The sequence below is a fragment of the Kitasatospora sp. NPDC048407 genome, from assembly GCF_043200475.1.
In the GTDB taxonomy this organism is placed as follows: Bacteria; Actinomycetota; Actinomycetes; order Streptomycetales; family Streptomycetaceae; genus Kitasatospora.
In genome coordinates, this window is record NZ_JBICXW010000031.1 from 1 (window position 1) to 13,667 (window position 13,667).

General features: G+C 72.2%; 15 protein-coding genes and 2 pseudogenes. 10 read left to right on the top strand and 7 right to left on the bottom strand.

All coding sequences use genetic code 11. The annotated features are described in order from the left end of the window. Positions 1-143, bottom strand: a 143-nt coding sequence (locus ACGFWJ_RS33410) for an FAD-binding protein (RefSeq protein WP_392956314.1), incomplete at its 3' end; no start/stop codon positions are given. A 5-nt stretch (positions 144-148) separates the two neighbouring features. Beyond that, positions 149-580, bottom strand: a complete 432-nt coding sequence (locus tag ACGFWJ_RS33415) for an arsenate reductase ArsC (RefSeq protein WP_392956186.1) — start codon at positions 578-580, stop codon at positions 149-151. Between the two features lie 154 nt (positions 581-734). Here ACGFWJ_RS33415 and ACGFWJ_RS33420 point away from each other — a divergent pair, with 154 nt between their 5' ends. From ACGFWJ_RS33420 to ACGFWJ_RS33430, 3 genes are all read left to right on the top strand, one after another. Beyond that, complete coding sequence (locus ACGFWJ_RS33420) at positions 735-1,067, top strand: ArsR/SmtB family transcription factor (RefSeq protein ID WP_392956189.1); 333 nt, start codon at positions 735-737, stop codon at positions 1,065-1,067. Then, positions 1,058-2,173 (top strand): ACR3 family arsenite efflux transporter, encoded by a 1,116-nt coding sequence (gene arsB, locus ACGFWJ_RS33425; protein WP_392956317.1) that lies wholly within the window; start codon positions 1,058-1,060, stop codon positions 2,171-2,173. Before ACGFWJ_RS33420 ends, arsB begins: the two co-directional genes overlap by 10 nt. A 72-nt stretch (positions 2,174-2,245) precedes the next feature. Beyond that, on the top strand, positions 2,246-3,307 hold the full coding sequence (locus ACGFWJ_RS33430; RefSeq protein ID WP_392956192.1) for an ArsO family NAD(P)H-dependent flavin-containing monooxygenase: 1,062 nt from the start codon (positions 2,246-2,248) through the stop codon (positions 3,305-3,307). Positions 3,308-3,579: 272 nt separating this feature from the next. Here the strand turns inward: ACGFWJ_RS33430 and ACGFWJ_RS33435 are convergent, their stop codons facing one another. After that, the gene (locus ACGFWJ_RS33435; RefSeq protein WP_392956194.1) at positions 3,580-3,942 is read right to left on the bottom strand and encodes an ArsR/SmtB family transcription factor; all 363 of its coding nucleotides are present in this window, start codon (positions 3,940-3,942) and stop codon (positions 3,580-3,582) included. Between the two features lie 105 nt (positions 3,943-4,047). Here ACGFWJ_RS33435 and ACGFWJ_RS33440 point away from each other — a divergent pair. The 3 genes and pseudogenes from ACGFWJ_RS33440 to ACGFWJ_RS33450 all read left to right on the top strand — a co-directional run. Continuing rightward, positions 4,048-5,403, top strand: a pseudogene (locus ACGFWJ_RS33440) (NAD(P)-binding domain-containing protein); the annotation flags it as partial. Positions 5,404-5,585: 182 nt separating this feature from the next. Further along, the gene (locus ACGFWJ_RS33445; protein ID WP_392956196.1) at positions 5,586-6,788 is read left to right on the top strand and encodes an MFS transporter; all 1,203 of its coding nucleotides are present in this window, start codon (positions 5,586-5,588) and stop codon (positions 6,786-6,788) included. Between the two features lie 189 nt (positions 6,789-6,977). Continuing rightward, positions 6,978-7,064: pseudogene (locus ACGFWJ_RS33450) on the top strand (VCBS repeat-containing protein); the annotation flags it as partial. A gap of 53 nt (positions 7,065-7,117) precedes the next feature. Here ACGFWJ_RS33450 and ACGFWJ_RS33455 read toward each other — a convergent pair. Continuing rightward, positions 7,118-7,945 (bottom strand): SAM-dependent methyltransferase, encoded by an 828-nt coding sequence (locus ACGFWJ_RS33455; protein ID WP_392956199.1) that lies wholly within the window; start codon positions 7,943-7,945, stop codon positions 7,118-7,120. A 402-nt stretch (positions 7,946-8,347) separates the two neighbouring features. On the opposite strand from ACGFWJ_RS33455, the gene ACGFWJ_RS33460 reads away from it, so the two are divergent. Both ACGFWJ_RS33460 and ACGFWJ_RS33465 read left to right on the top strand, forming a co-directional pair. Then, a complete protein-coding gene (locus ACGFWJ_RS33460) occupies positions 8,348-8,890 on the top strand; it encodes an RNA polymerase sigma factor (RefSeq protein ID WP_387642857.1) in 543 nt (180 codons plus the stop codon). Further along, a complete protein-coding gene (locus ACGFWJ_RS33465; RefSeq protein ID WP_392956202.1) occupies positions 8,887-9,501 on the top strand; it encodes a hypothetical protein in 615 nt (204 codons plus the stop codon). Before ACGFWJ_RS33460 ends, ACGFWJ_RS33465 begins: the two co-directional genes overlap by 4 nt. 8 nt (positions 9,502-9,509) lie before the next feature. On the opposite strand, the gene ACGFWJ_RS33470 is transcribed toward ACGFWJ_RS33465, so the two are convergent. After that, on the bottom strand, positions 9,510-10,019 hold the full coding sequence (locus ACGFWJ_RS33470; protein ID WP_392956204.1) for an SRPBCC family protein: 510 nt from the start codon (positions 10,017-10,019) through the stop codon (positions 9,510-9,512). 293 nt (positions 10,020-10,312) lie between these two features. Between ACGFWJ_RS33470 and ACGFWJ_RS33475 the strand changes: the two genes are divergently transcribed. After that, complete coding sequence (locus ACGFWJ_RS33475) at positions 10,313-10,987, top strand: carbonic anhydrase (protein WP_392956207.1); 675 nt, start codon at positions 10,313-10,315, stop codon at positions 10,985-10,987. Between the two features lie 43 nt (positions 10,988-11,030). After that, on the top strand, positions 11,031-11,585 hold the full coding sequence (locus tag ACGFWJ_RS33480; protein WP_392956210.1) for a hypothetical protein: 555 nt from the start codon (positions 11,031-11,033) through the stop codon (positions 11,583-11,585). Between the two features lie 52 nt (positions 11,586-11,637). Here ACGFWJ_RS33480 and ACGFWJ_RS33485 read toward each other — a convergent pair whose 3' ends face one another. After that, positions 11,638-12,597, bottom strand: coding sequence for a pirin family protein (locus ACGFWJ_RS33485; protein ID WP_392956212.1), 960 nt, complete (start codon positions 12,595-12,597; stop codon positions 11,638-11,640). 47 nt (positions 12,598-12,644) lie between these two features. Then, entirely contained in the window at positions 12,645-13,430 is a 786-nt protein-coding gene (locus tag ACGFWJ_RS33490) for an alpha/beta hydrolase (RefSeq protein ID WP_392956214.1), read from the bottom strand. Positions 13,431-13,667 lie beyond the last annotated feature (237 nt).

Sequence of the window (13,667 nt, forward strand, 5' to 3'; positions counted from 1 at the left end):
TTCATCAGCGCGCCGCCGGCCGTGACCGCGCCCTCGAACACCAGCGGCTGGAGGGAGGCACGCGCGGTGTACAGCGCAGCGGTGTATCCGGACGGACCGGAACCGATGATGATCACGTCACGGACGTCAGTGGCAAAGGACACGGGAATCAACTCTCCTTGTTCTGGGTGGCGTTGGCGTCGATATCAGCGATCAGCCCCTCGATCAGGGTGCGGATCGCGTCGCGGATCGGACGGACGGCCTCGACGCCCTGCCCGGCCGGGTCGTCGAGCTTCCAGTCGAGGTACTGCTTGCCGGGGAAGTAGGGGCAGGCGTCGCCGCAGCCCATGGTGATCACGTAGTCGGACGCCTGGACGGCCTCGGTGGTGAGGATCTTCGGCCGCTGGTCGGAGATGTCGATGCCGACCTCGGCCATCGCCGCGGCGGCAGCGGGGTTGACCTCGCGACCGGGGGCGGAGCCGGCGGAGCGGACCTCGACGCGGTCCCCGGCAAGGTGGGTGAGGAACCCGGCGGCCATCTGGGAGCGGCCGGCGTTGTGCACGCAGACGAACAGCACGGAGGCGAGCGGCGCGGCGGTCATGGGTGGGCGGTTCCTTCGTTCGATCGGAAGTCGCGGGCCGGAGCGGGCCCTTCGGACGGCGGTGTCCGGGCCGATACGCGGCAACGAGGGCAGGATCACACAACAGCTCAGCTGCCACTGATATCAGCCAGGACTGATGCGATAGTATCAGCACATGGTGATGTCAGTCGAGAGTGATGTGAACGGCACGGTGGACCTGCTGAAGGCCCTGGCCGACCCCCTGCGCATGCGGATCCTGACGCTGCTCGCGCACGAGGCGCTCTGCACCAGCCACCTCGTCGAGGAGACCGGCGCCAAGCAGACCAACCTGTCCAACCACCTGAAGATCCTGCGCGAGGCCGGATTGGTCGACACCGAGCCCTGCGGCCGCTTCACCTACTACAAGCTCCGCCCCGACGCCCTGGGGGCCCTCGCCGGCCTGCTCGGCGATCTCGCCGCCACCGCCCGCGCCACCGCGAGCGCCGACACCAAGAGGTCCTGCCCGTGACCCCGACCAGAACCACCGCTCCCCCGGATCACCCCGAGGCCGGACCGGTCGGCAAGCTCTCCTTCCTGGACCGCTACCTCGCGGTGTGGATCCTGCTCGCCATGGGCCTCGGCCTGGGCCTGGGCCGGGCGATCCCCGGCCTGAACGACGCGCTGAGCAAGGTCGAGGTCGGCGGCGTCTCGCTGCCGATCGGCCTCGGCCTGCTGGTCATGATGTACCCGGTCCTCGCGAAGGTCCGCTACGACCGCCTGCACACCGTCACCGGCGACCGGAAGCTGATGGTCTCCTCGCTGGTGATCAACTGGCTGCTCGGCCCGGCCGTGATGTTCGCCCTCGCCTGGATCTTCCTGCCGGACCTGCCCGAGTACCGCACCGGTCTGATCATCGTCGGCCTGGCCCGCTGCATCGCCATGGTGATCATCTGGAACGACCTGTCCTGCGGCGACCGCGAGGCCGCCGCCGTCCTGGTCGCGCTGAACAGCGTCTTCCAGGTCGTGATGTTCGGCGTGCTGGGCTGGTTCTACCTCGACGTGCTGCCGGGCTGGCTCGGCCTGTCCCAGGACAACCTGCACTTCTCCGTCGCGAAGATCGTCGTCAACGTCCTGGTCTTCCTCGGCATCCCGCTGGTCGCCGGCTTCCTCACCCGCCGCATCGGCGAGCAGAAGCTGGGCCGCGAGCGCTACGAGTCGACGTTCCTGCCGAAGATCGGCCCCTGGGCGCTGTACGGGCTGCTGTTCACGATCGTGATCCTGTTCGCCCTCCAGGGGAAGACCATCACCTCCCAGCCGCTCGACGTCGCCCGGATCGCCCTGCCGCTGCTGGCCTACTTCGCGATCATGTGGTTCGGCTCGTTCGCGCTCGGCAAGGGCCTCGGCCTGGCCTACGACCGCACCGCGACGCTGGCGTTCACGGCGGCGGGCAACAACTTCGAACTCGCCATCGCCGTCGCCATCGCCACCTTCGGCGTCACCTCCGGCCAGGCCCTCTCCGGCGTCGTCGGCCCGCTGATCGAGGTCCCCGTCCTGATCGCCCTGGTGTATGTCTCCCTCGCCTGGCGCAAGAAGTTCGCCGTCAGGACCACCACTTCTGTGGAATCGTCGCGCTGAAGCCCCGCAGGTCGCCCGCACGCCCTTTCCGGCGCGGGCGACCCGCCCCGCCGCACCCCTGGAGCAACAGCGATGACCTTCCCCGACCGCCACACCCGGGTCCTGGTGGTGGGTGGCGGCCAGGCCGGTCTCGCGGCCGGGTACTACCTGCGCCGCGCCGGACTCGACTTCGCGATCCTCGACGCCGCCCGGCACCCCGGCGGCGCCTGGCAGCACTACTGGGAGAGCCTGCGCCTGTTCTCCCCCGCCGCCTTCTCTTCCCTGCCCGGCCGCCCGATGCCCCACCAGCCGGGACACGAGTACCCGGACGCCGCCCACGTGGTGCGCTACCTCGCCGAGTACGAGGAGCGCTACGAACTGCCCGTGCACCGCCCGGTCGACGTGACCGGCGTCGAGAGCGCCCCCGACGGGCTCATCGCCCTTACCAGCCACGGGACTTGGCGAGCGGACGCGGTGATCTTCGCCACCGGCTCCTGGCAGCGCCCCTTCACCCCGTACGTCCCCGGCCAACGCGACTTCGCCGGCCGCCAGCTCCACACCCACCACTACCGCACGGCCAGCGGGTTCGCCGGGCAGCGGGTGCTGGTCGTCGGCGGCGGCAACTCCGGCGCCCAGATCGCCGCCGACCTCGCCGACGTGGCCACCGTCCGCTGGGTCACCCGCCGCCCGCCGCACTTCCTGCCCGACGCGATCGACGGCCGGGCCCTGTTCGAGCTCGCCACCCGCCGCGTCAACGCCGCCGAACACGGCGAACAGCACGGCGGCGTCGCCTCGCTGGGCGACATCGTCGCCACCGGCCCCGTCCGCCGGGCCCGGGACAGCGGGCTGCTCGCCGCCCACCCGATGTTCGAACGACTCACCCCGAGCGGCCCCGTCTGGGGCGACGGCAGCACCTTCGACTGCGACACGATCATCTGGTGCACGGGCTTCCGCCCCGACCTCGCCGCCACCCGCCCGCTCGACCTCAGCCGCGTCAACGGGCACATCCCCACCGACGGCACCCGCACCCTCGCCGACCCCCGCATCCACCTGCTCGGCTACGGCGACTGGACCGGCCCCGCCTCCGCCACCCTGATCGGCGTCGGCCGCACCGCGCGCAGCGCCGTCCAGGAGATCAAGACGCTGCTGGGCTGACGACCCGCACAATCCGACGCCGGCTCAGGACGTGAGCGGAGCGCTCGACCCACCCTACGTACGCGCACCGGCCCAGAGACCGCGCCCGCCGCCGCCACCCGGCCCAGCACCGCGCCCGACGCGAAGACCGCGACCACCGCGACCACCCGATGGGACGTGAGCCCGGCCCGGCCGGACTCCTCCCGGCCCGAGGCGTACCTCTCGGCGTCGGCCGCACCGCCCGCACCGCCCGCACCGCCGTCCAGCAGATCGACGCGCTGTTGAAGGAGCGGTCAGCAGGTGGCGGCGAGCAGCCCGGCCATGGCGGCCAGCACGCCGGGCGCGACGCGGTAGTACACCCACGTGCCGCGCCGCTCGGAGGTCAGCAGGCCGGCCTCGCGGAGCTTCTTCAAGTGGTGGGAGACGGTCGGCTGGGACACGCCCACGTCCTGGATGTCGCACACGCACGCCTCGCCGCCCTCGTGCGAGGCGACCCGGGAGAACAGCCGCAGCCGCACCGGGTCGGACAGCGCCTTGAACATCGCGGCCATCCGCTCCGCGTCCGCCTCCGACAGCGCGGCCGAGGTGACCGGCGGGCAGCAGGGCACGGCCGACCCGTCAACGATCGGCAGCTCCACGGAAATCAAGTTCGACATACGTCTATGTTGACATCCGTCGAATCAGTGGGCAAGCTCGGCTGTATCGACGAGCGTGGAATCAGCGCTCATCCCTCACGCGACCGCACCACCCGGAGAACCGAGATGAGCGAGAACACTCCCGTCCCCCAGCTCCCCGTAGCCGTCATCGGCGCCGGACCGGTCGGCCTGGCCGCCGCCGCCCGCCTGATCGAGCGCGGCATCGAACCCGTCGTCCTGGAGGCCGGGCCCAGCGCCGCCACCGCGGTGCGCGAGTGGTCGCACGTGCGACTGTTCTCGCAGTGGTCCGAGGTCGTCGACCCCGCCGCCGAGAAGCTCCTCGCCCCCACCGGCTGGGTCCGCCCCGACGCCGACGCCTACCCCTCGGGCGGCGACTGGGTCTCGCAGTACCTCCAGCCGCTGGCCGACGTGCTCGGCGACCGGGTCCGCTACGGTGCCCGCGTCACCGGCGTCGCCCGCGCCGGACGGGACCGCATCGTCGACGCCGACCGCGCGGCACAGCCGTTCACCGTCCACCTCCGGCACGCCGACGGCTCCGAGGAACGCATCCTGGCCCGCGCCGTCATCGACGCCTCCGGCACCTGGTCCACCCCCGGCCCGGCCGGCGGCAACGGCCTGCCCGCCCTCGGCGAGCGCGCCGCGAGCGCGAAGATCTCGTACTACGTCCCGGACTTCACCGACCCCGCCACCCGCAAGCGGTACGCCGGCAAGCGGACAGCGGTCGTCGGCGCGGGCGCGTCCGCGTTCACCGCGCTCGCCATGCTCGCCGACCTCGCCAAGGACGCCCCCGGCACCCACGCCGAGTGGATCCTGCGCCGGGGCATCTCCGGCTCCACCTACGGCGGCGGCACCGCCGACCAGTTGCCCGAGCGCGGCGCGCTCGGCCTGCGCGCCAAGAAGGCCGTCGAGGACGGCCACGCCAGCGTGCTCACCGGCTTCCGCACCGCCGCGATCGAGGCCGACGGCGAGCAGCTCGTCCTGGTCGACGAGGACGGCCACCGCAGCCGGCCCGTCGACGAGATCATCGTGCTGACCGGCTTCCGCCCCGACCTCTCCTTCCTCGACGAACTCCGCCTCAACCTCGACGAACGCCTCCAGGCCCCTGTCTTCCTCGCCGAGCTGATCGACCCCAACCAGCACTCCTGCGGCACCGTCTACCCGCACGGCGCACGCGAGTTGGCGCACCCCGAGCAGGACCTCTACCTGGTCGGCATGAAGTCCTACGGCCGCGCCCCCACCTTCCTCGCCCTGACCGGCTACGAGCAGGTCCGCTCCATCGCCGCCGCCCTCGCCGGCGACCACGAGGCCGCCGCCCGCGTCGAGTTGACCCTCCCCGAGACCGGCGTCTGCGGCGGCGCCGGCCTCTTCGACGACCCCGACGCCACCCAGGGCGCAGGCGGCTGCTGCTCCACCCCCGCCGCCGAGCCCGAGACCGTCACCGCCCAGCCCGAAAGCGGCTGTTGCCCCACCCCCGCCGACTCCAAGCCCGCCACCACCCAGACCGACGCCGGTGGCTGCTGCTCGACGACGGCCGCGCCCGAGCTCCTCACTCTCGGCAGCAAGCCGAAGCCGATCCCCCTCGGAGCCCAGGAGTCCAACAACTCCACCAACTCCGGCTCCCCTAGCGGCAGTTGCTGCTGACCGTGGCGAACACCACCCACACCACCACGCACGGGGCAGCGACCGGAACGCCCCTCCGGTCGCGGCCCCGCGCCGCGCTGCCCGCCCTGTGCATCACCCAGATCACCGGCTGGGGCATCCTCTACTACGCCTTTCCCGTCCTGCTCTCGCACATCACCCGCTCCACCGGCTGGTCCACCCAGGCCACCACCGCCGCGTTCTCGGCCGCCCTGCTCACCTCCGCCCTCGCGGGCATCCCCGTCGGCCGGCTCCTCGACCGCCGCGGCCCACGCACCGTGATGACCGCGGGCTCCGTACTCGGCGCCGCCGCCCTGGCCGGGGTCGCCCTGGCGCCGAACCTGCCGGTCTTCTTCCTCGCCTGGTTCGCCGTCGGCACCGCGATGGCCGCCACCTTCTACCAGCCCGCGTTCGCCGCCCTGACCCGCTGGTACGGCCCGGACCGGGTGCGCGCGTTGACCACCGTGACGCTCGCGGGAGGTCTCGCCTCCACCGCCTTCGCGCCCCTCACCGCCGCCCTGGCCGGCCACCTGTCCTGGCGTTCCACCTACCTGACGCTCGCCCTGCTGCTGGCCGCCGTCACCGTCCCGCTGCACGCACTCGGGCTGCGCCACCCCTGGCCACCACCTCCCGAGACGTCCGCAACTCCCGTTCAGGGCAGGGCGGTCGAGCGCGACCCCGCCTTCTGGCGGCTCTCCGCGGCCTTCGCCTTCTCCGCCCTCGCCATGTTCACCGTGATCTTCGGCCTCGTCCCGCTGCTGACCGCACGCGGCGCCGGCCCCACCCTCGCCGCCTGGGCGCTCGGCCTCGGCGGCCTCGGCCAGACCCTGGGCCGCACCCTGTACGCCCCATTCGCCAGCCGCATACCCGTCCGGGCCCGCACCGCCGTCCTGATCGCCGGCGGCGGCGCCACCACCCTCGCTCTCGCCGCAACTCCCGGACCGGCAGCCCTACTTGTCGCGCTGGCCGTCCTCGGCGGCACCGTCCGCGGCAACCTGACCCTCCTCCAGGCCACCGCCGTCGCCGACCGCTGGGGGACCGCCGCCTACGGCCGCCTCAGCGCCCTGCTCGTCGCCCCCGCCACCGTCGCCGGCGCCCTCGCCCCGTGGGTCGGCTCCGCCCTCGCCGGACCGGTCGGCGGCTACCCCCACCTGTTCCTGCTGCTGACCGCGGTCTCCGCCCTCGCCACCCTCCTGGCGCTCGCCTGACCGTCAACGCGCGCCACCCGGTAGCGATCTCGCCGGCCCGACCCCCTGCAACTTCCTGAAATCAGGCGAAGGGACCACGATGAGCACCGCCCAGGAGAACTCCGAACCTCCACCGGCGACGGCGTTCACCTGACCGCCCGGGGCGAGGACGGGACGTACGCGGCAGGCGAGTCGGCCGTCAAGGCGACCACCGCCGGCGGACCGGTCGACCTGGTCGGCTTCGGCGGCCCCGGGGTGTACGGGGCGCGCAACCTGTTCCGCCACTTCCGCACCCGTCAGGGCCTGTCCGGTGGGCGGCGGCCGCCGCCCACCGGTAGCCACCGCCGGCGTCACACGAGTTGCGCGACCCCGCCGTAGCAGCCCGCCTGCGCGTCCGTGACGGCCGCGTCCCCGGCGCTGTCGGGGCGCCACCGGGGGCTGGCGACGACGCCCGGCGTGAGCAGCCGCCAGTCCTGGAACAGCCCGACGATCTCCGCCTGGGTGCGGGCCTGCAGGTCGGTGCCGGAGCTGCGGTAGACGTTCTCCATCCGGGCGGTGGCCTCGGGGTCGAAGTCCGCGGTGAAGTGGCTGATGACGAGGTAACTCCCCCGTGCGAGACGCGAGATGAACGACTCGACCACATCGGCGGCACTCTCGCCCGGCCGGTCCGCGACGAAGTGCAGCAGCGCGACCATGCTGAGCGCGACGGGGCGCTCCAGGTCCAGCGTGTCGGCCGCGGCGTCGAGTATCGCCCCGGCGTCCCGGACGTCGCCCTGAACGTACGCGGTGCGCCCCTCGGGGGTGCCCTCCAGCAGCGCCTCGGCATGCGTCAGGACGATCGGGTCGTTGTCCGCGTAGACCACGCGGGCCGCGGCGTTGACGCCCTGGGCGACCTCGTGCAGGTTGGGCGAGGTCGGGATGCCGGTGCCGATGTCCAGGAACTGGTCGATGCCGAGTTCGGCGATGGTCCTGGTGGCGCGCCGCATGAACGCCCGGTTGGCGCCCGCGGCGAGCCGGGCGTTGGGGAAGGCGTCGAGCGCCCGGCCGGCGGCCTCCCGGTCGGCGGGGAAGTTGGTCACACCGCCGAGGTAGTAGTCGTACATTCGGGCCGAATGGGCCTGGTGGATGTTCAGATTGATGCCGATCTGCGGCGTCTGGTGAGCGGTTTCGTCAGCCATCGCGCGTCCCCCCTGGTCGCTGAGTCTTCGTCAGCGCTCGGGTGACGCGGCAGGACGCGCCACCCAGCGCGGAACTCATAAGATCATGCCCATGGAACAGCCGGGCAACCGGCCAGGTCGCACCCTGCCGACTGCATGCCCACCCCGGCCCCGGCCAACCCCCACCGAGGCCGAACGACCGGGTACGACCCATGTCGAGCCCCCAACTGGCCGCCCGGCTTTCACTTCTGTGCCCCTGATGTTCGTGGAGTTCCGTTTTCACCACAGGGATCCCGATACGCTGAAATGGTGGTGTGAGGGGAGCGACAATCCCCTCGTCGAGGCATCGGCGTCTGGCGCGAAGGGGGCGCGGGCCACGATCCGATCGGTGCGGGAGAGACTCTCCCGCTGGGAGGGGTGACGGTGGACCCGGAGTTCGGATTGGCGGTACCGCAACGGCGCGATCAGCTGACCTTCGACGCGTTCTGCGAGACCCACGAACAGGCGTGGCTCGGTGCCGCGCGGGCCTGCCGGCTGTCCGACGAGCAGGCCCACGCAGTGGTCGACGCGGTACGCGACTGGCTGTGGGGCGACTGGCAGATGCTGCTGCGCGAGGCGGCCCCCGCGGCCTCCGCGTGGAAGGTACTCAAGGACGAGATCGCCAAGGCGGGCCTGGCGGCGACGGCCACCGGCGACGAGCACTGGCCCCACGACCAGTGGCGGGTGGCGATACGCACGGCCATGCACCGCATGCGGATGGAATTCACCCCGGACGTGCACGGCACCTACGAGGCGATCCTGTCACTGCCCGAGCGACAGCAGGACGTGATCATCCTCCGCTACGCTCTCGATCTCCGGGACGAAACGGTCGCGGAGTACCTGGGCTCGACGGTGGGGACGGTGCGCTCCAACGCCCGCCACGCCGAGGACCGCCTCAAGGAGAAGCTCGCCCGGAGGAACGCGTGAGTGGTAGATCCGCGGCAACCGAAGTGATGCTGGAACGCAGCCGGGGAGCCGCCCCGGCGCCGCTGCGTCTGGCACACCGTCAGGCCCGGCACGAGCTCGGCATGCTGTGCTCGCTGATCCTCGCCAACCCGGCGGCGGCGAGTTCGCTGGCCAAGCTCGTCGACAGCGAGGTCGAACGCCCGGACGGCGCGCTGGTCCTGGGCGTCCTGCTGAACCTCGCCGACTACGAGGAGGGTGCCCGCTTCTGGTGGGAGTTCGCGGCCGGCGGCGGCAGCCACCTCGCCGCCTCCTGCCTGTGGTTCCTGCACCAGTCGCGCGGCGAGCCCACGGACGCCAACTTCTGGCGCCTCCAGGCCGAGGCCCTGGCCGAACTCCCGCAACCCGACTGGCAGTTGACCTCCCCCGACCGCCCCCTGGTGTCCCGCAGCGTCCGCGCCGAGATACTCGCCCTCTGCAAGCAGGGCATGTCCCCGCGCCTCCCCCCGCGCCTGGCCGCCGTCCTCAAGTCCCTCCCGGTGGAGGACGACAACGGCGACTGGCCCGAAATCCCGCACTGGAGCCCCGACGTCGTCCACCACCTGCGCGCCGCCGCCGACGACACCCCCCGCTGACCAGTCGGTCAGGAACGGGTGACGTCCTCGGCGATGCCCGCCAGGACCGCCTCGATACCGGTGCGGAGGGCGGTGAGACGGGCGCCGACGATCGCCTCCTCCTGGTCCGGGTTGGCCTCGATGAAGGCGTGCAGTGGAGTGCGCAGGTTGCCCATCCGCATGCCGTGCCGCACCCGGGTGCCGGCGCCCTCGGGGGTCAGCTCGTAGTACCAGCGGGCGAACGCGTCGCCCTGGGCGGTACCGATCTCCGGCAGGACCGACCAGCCGAAGCGCTCGTTCGGAGTGAATTCGGTGATCCGGTTGACCACCTGCCATTCATACCCGTCCGGCCGGGCATTGTGCCCGGCGAAGTGGGCGCCCACGGCGGGCCCGTCCGCGTCCTGGAGCCACTCGGTGCGCTGGAGTTCCGGGCTGAAGCGGGCGGAGGTGGAGATGTCCGCCACCAGCTCCCAGACCCGCTCCGGCGGGGCGGGAATCGCCGCCTCGACCACCACGGCGAATTCGTCGGAGAGTCGCACGGTTGCCTCATTCCTGTTCACGTCGACCGGCCCGGCTCCCACCGGTGCCCTGCTCCCGCAAGGGTGTCATGTACCTTCCGGGCCACGGGCGTTGGGGCGCGATCGGGCTCGACCTAAGGCCTGCTAAGCCCGGGAGCGGTTCAGCTCGGATGACGTCCCGCACGTCGCAGCGCTCGGCATAGACACGACCAATGGCTTCCATGGCTAGCAACTCCTGGACGCTATGCGCGCTGGTCATGCATGGTGGATCTCACCAGCCCACAAGGGCCGATCGCCACCGAGAGGAGTGACCCATGCAGAACCTCACCGAGGGCGTCGCCCGCTTCCAGCGGGACGTCTTCCCGGCCAAGGCGGAGCTCTTCGCCCACCTCGCCACCCACCACACCCCCGACACGCTGTTCATCAGCTGCTCCGACGCTCGCGTCGTCCCCGAACTGATCACCGGCACCGAGCCCGGCGACCTCTTCGTCATCCGCACCGCCGGCAACCTCGTCCCCGCCCACACCCCCGAAGCCGACGGCATCTCCGCCAGCATCGAATACGCGGTGGCCGCCCTGAACGTGAAGGACATCATCGTCTGCGGTCACTCCGCCTGCGGCGCCATGACCGCCCTCGCCGAAGGCCACGACCTCACCGCCGCCCCCGCCGTCGCCTCCTGGCTCCGCCACGCCGACGCCTCGATCGCCCGCACCACCAAGGCCGGCGACGTCGACGCCCTGGTCCGCGAGAACGTCCGCACCCAACTCGCCAACCTCGCCACCCACCCCTCCGTCGCCCGCGCCCTCGCCGCCGGCACCGTCACCCTCCACGGCTGGGTCTACGACATCCCCACCGGCAACATCGACGACCTGACCGCCTCATCGGCCAGGACTCCGGTCACCGCGATGATCACGGCACGGCCGTCGTCGGTGGCCCCGCCGCAGGCGGGGGAGGGCCGGCTCAACTCCGTCCCCTTCAGCAACATTTGACCTCCCCCTCCCCGCCAATCGCGCCTTCGGTACGGTGACGACCATGACCGACACCTTCGCCCCGCCCGCCGACGCCGCCGACGCGATCGCAGAACGGGCCGTCCACCTGCGCCTCGAGGCACACCGCGCCTCGCACGCCGCCGCCGAGTGGGGCGGCAACTACAACTTCCAGGCGGACATGGCCCATCACCTCAAGGCCGCGCAGGACGACGTCTTCCTGGAATGCCTCAGCCAGGTCCTGGGCACCGACGAGCCCGCCGCCGAGGCCTACATCGCAGACTGGGCCACAAGGAACGGAATCGACCCGGACCCGGCAACCGTCCGCATCCAGGACATGCCGACCGCCAGCCAGCTCTTCATCCAGCGCGCCGAAGCAGAAATCCTGGCCACCCTCCGCGAAGCAGGCACCGCCGGGCTCCCCAAGAAAACCCTGCTGCCCATGCTCGCCAAGCTCGGCTGGCGCGAGGAGGAGACGTGGATCAAGCGAACCCTCAACGCGGGCACCATGGTTGAACGCCAACGCGGGCGCAGCACCGTCTACGTCCACAGCGCCGCCACGGCTCCCCACCCCGAAGGACCGGCCGAACCGACGCCGTGACCAATCGGCGCCCAACCGCTGCACCCGAGTCCACAACAGGCGTCTCCGCAGGTCAGCGCGCCCGCCCCCGCGCCTTCAGCGGCGTGTCGGGAAGCTCCGGAGCCCGCAACCGAGCCCCGTCGTAGCCGTGCACCTCCCCGAACCGGGCCCCCTTCTCCCAATCGGCCCGCGCCTGCGCGATCTCCTCGCCGGTGCGGCCGACGAAGTTCCACCACATCACCAGGCGTTCCTCGAACGGCTCGCCACCCAGCAGCAGCACGGCAGCGTCGGTGCGGGCCCGGACGGAGAGTTCGCGGCGCCCGCACCCCAGGTACAGGATCGACCCCGGCTCGACCGGCACGCCGTCGATCTCGGCGCTGCCGGACATCGCGAGGACGGCGTACTCGAAGCCCTCCTCGACGGGCAGGCGGTGGGCGGCGCCCTCGCGCAGCGTCAGGTCGGCGCCGGTGATCGGGGTGTACGTGGTGCCGGGCGAGGTCGCGTCGTCGAGGGTGCCGAGGATCAGGTGGGCCGCGAGGCCGTCCGCGGTGACGACGGGGAGCTCGGGGTGGTGTTCGAACGAGGGGGCGGTGTGCCGGTAGGCGTCCGGCAGGGCCACCCAGAGCTGGGCGCCGTGCAGGAGGCGGGCGTGGTCGCGCGGCGACTCCTCGGAGTGCGCGATGGCCCGTCCGGAGGTCATCAGGCCCAGCTCGCGCGGGCGGACGGTCTGCAGGCTGCCAAGGCTGTCGCGGTGCAGGATGCTCCCCTCGTGCAGCCAACTGACGGTCTGCAGGCCCATGTGCGGGTGCGGAGGCACTTGCATGCCGGGCTCGTCGGCGATGTCGTCGGGGCCGTAGTGGTCGACGAAGCACCAGGCGCCGACCATCCGCCGGCCGAGGTTCGGCAGCAGTCGGCGCACCACGGTGGACTCCCCCAGCGGCACCTGGCGGCCGGTCAGCAACTCCTGGACGGGGCCGGTCACGGCCTGCTGCCCGCACACCGCGGGGGCGGGCTTGAGATCGAGGTTGCTCATGGCGGCCAGTATCGGCCGCCGTCCCCGCCGCCCTCCGCAGCGACTCGTCAGCGGGCCCCGAGCAGCGCCATCGCGTCCGGCATGACGCGTCGCCAGAACCCATCGGTGTGCTCGCCGCGCGGGAAGTGCGCCTGGACGCCCCGCACGCCGGTGAGCTTGCGGGCGGCGGGGCAGAACGGGTCCTCGGTGCCGCACCAGACCCCGGTCCGGTCGACTTCGCCGAGCTCACCGAGGTGCTGCAACGGCTCGTGCTCCTGCCAGTCGGCCTCGTCCCGGTACGCGCCGACGGTCCGGGCGTCGCCCCAACCCCGGAACAGCGCCGGGCCGAGCAGCGCGACCGCCGACAACCCGCCCCGACGGGCGCGCGCGTACTGGAGCGCGCCGGAACCACCCATCGATATCCCCAACACCCGTGTGGGCTCATGTAGTTGACGGCTCGCCAACCAGCCGGGCAACTCCCCGGTGAGCATCGCCATCGGATCGTCGCCGGGACTGCGCGCATGCCAGTAACTGTCGCCACCGTCCACCGCCACCACCCGGAACGGTGGGACACCGGCCGCGACCGCAGCCGCCAGGAACTGCGGCACCCCGAGATCGACGAACGACGCCGCACCGCTCCCGTGCCCGTGCAACGCCAAACAGACCGGCAGATCGGCCTGGTCCGCCCCCGGCGGGTCCATCACGACGATCCGCACCTCGCGGCCCCGGGCCCGCGAAACCTCGCTCTCGCTGCGCACCCGCCCACCCGCGACCCCGGGCACCACCCCGTCCCGCCCGGTCATCCCGAGCGCCCGCCGAACCCGGGCACCCCCGGGCAGCACATCCTCGACCATCCCCCCACCAACCGCACCCGCCCCGACCACCGCAACAGCCAGCGCCCCCAACAACCGCCGCCGCCCCAAACTCGGCACCGCCGTCACCCCGTCAACTTCCGCCGCCACCCGCACCCTTGCCCCCGCCCCACCATCGACCTGACACCCGCCAATTGACCGGACGCCGCATCACGGGACGCCGGACAACCACGGTCCGGTTTCACGGGATCGGGCCGCAGCGGGGCGAGTGCCGGCAGT

Bases quoted from the DNA above. Each gene is read 5' to 3' on its own strand.
- ACGFWJ_RS33415 (WP_392956186.1), bottom strand. From the start codon at position 580: ATGACCGCCGCGCCGCTCGCCTCCGTGCTGTTCGTCTGCGTGCACAAC.
- ACGFWJ_RS33420 (WP_392956189.1), top strand. From the start codon at position 735: ATGGTGATGTCAGTCGAGAGTGATGTGAACGGCACGGTGGACCTGCTG.
- ACGFWJ_RS33430 (WP_392956192.1), top strand. From the start codon at position 2,246: ATGACCTTCCCCGACCGCCACACCCGGGTCCTGGTGGTGGGTGGCGGC.
- ACGFWJ_RS33435 (WP_392956194.1), bottom strand. From the start codon at position 3,942: ATGTCGAACTTGATTTCCGTGGAGCTGCCGATCGTTGACGGGTCGGCC.
- ACGFWJ_RS33455 (WP_392956199.1), bottom strand. From the start codon at position 7,945: ATGGCTGACGAAACCGCTCACCAGACGCCGCAGATCGGCATCAATCTG.
- ACGFWJ_RS33475 (WP_392956207.1), top strand. From the start codon at position 10,313: ATGCAGAACCTCACCGAGGGCGTCGCCCGCTTCCAGCGGGACGTCTTC.
- ACGFWJ_RS33480 (WP_392956210.1), top strand. From the start codon at position 11,031: ATGACCGACACCTTCGCCCCGCCCGCCGACGCCGCCGACGCGATCGCA.
- ACGFWJ_RS33485 (WP_392956212.1), bottom strand. From the start codon at position 12,597: ATGAGCAACCTCGATCTCAAGCCCGCCCCCGCGGTGTGCGGGCAGCAG.
- ACGFWJ_RS33490 (WP_392956214.1), bottom strand. From the start codon at position 13,430: ATGGTCGAGGATGTGCTGCCCGGGGGTGCCCGGGTTCGGCGGGCGCTC.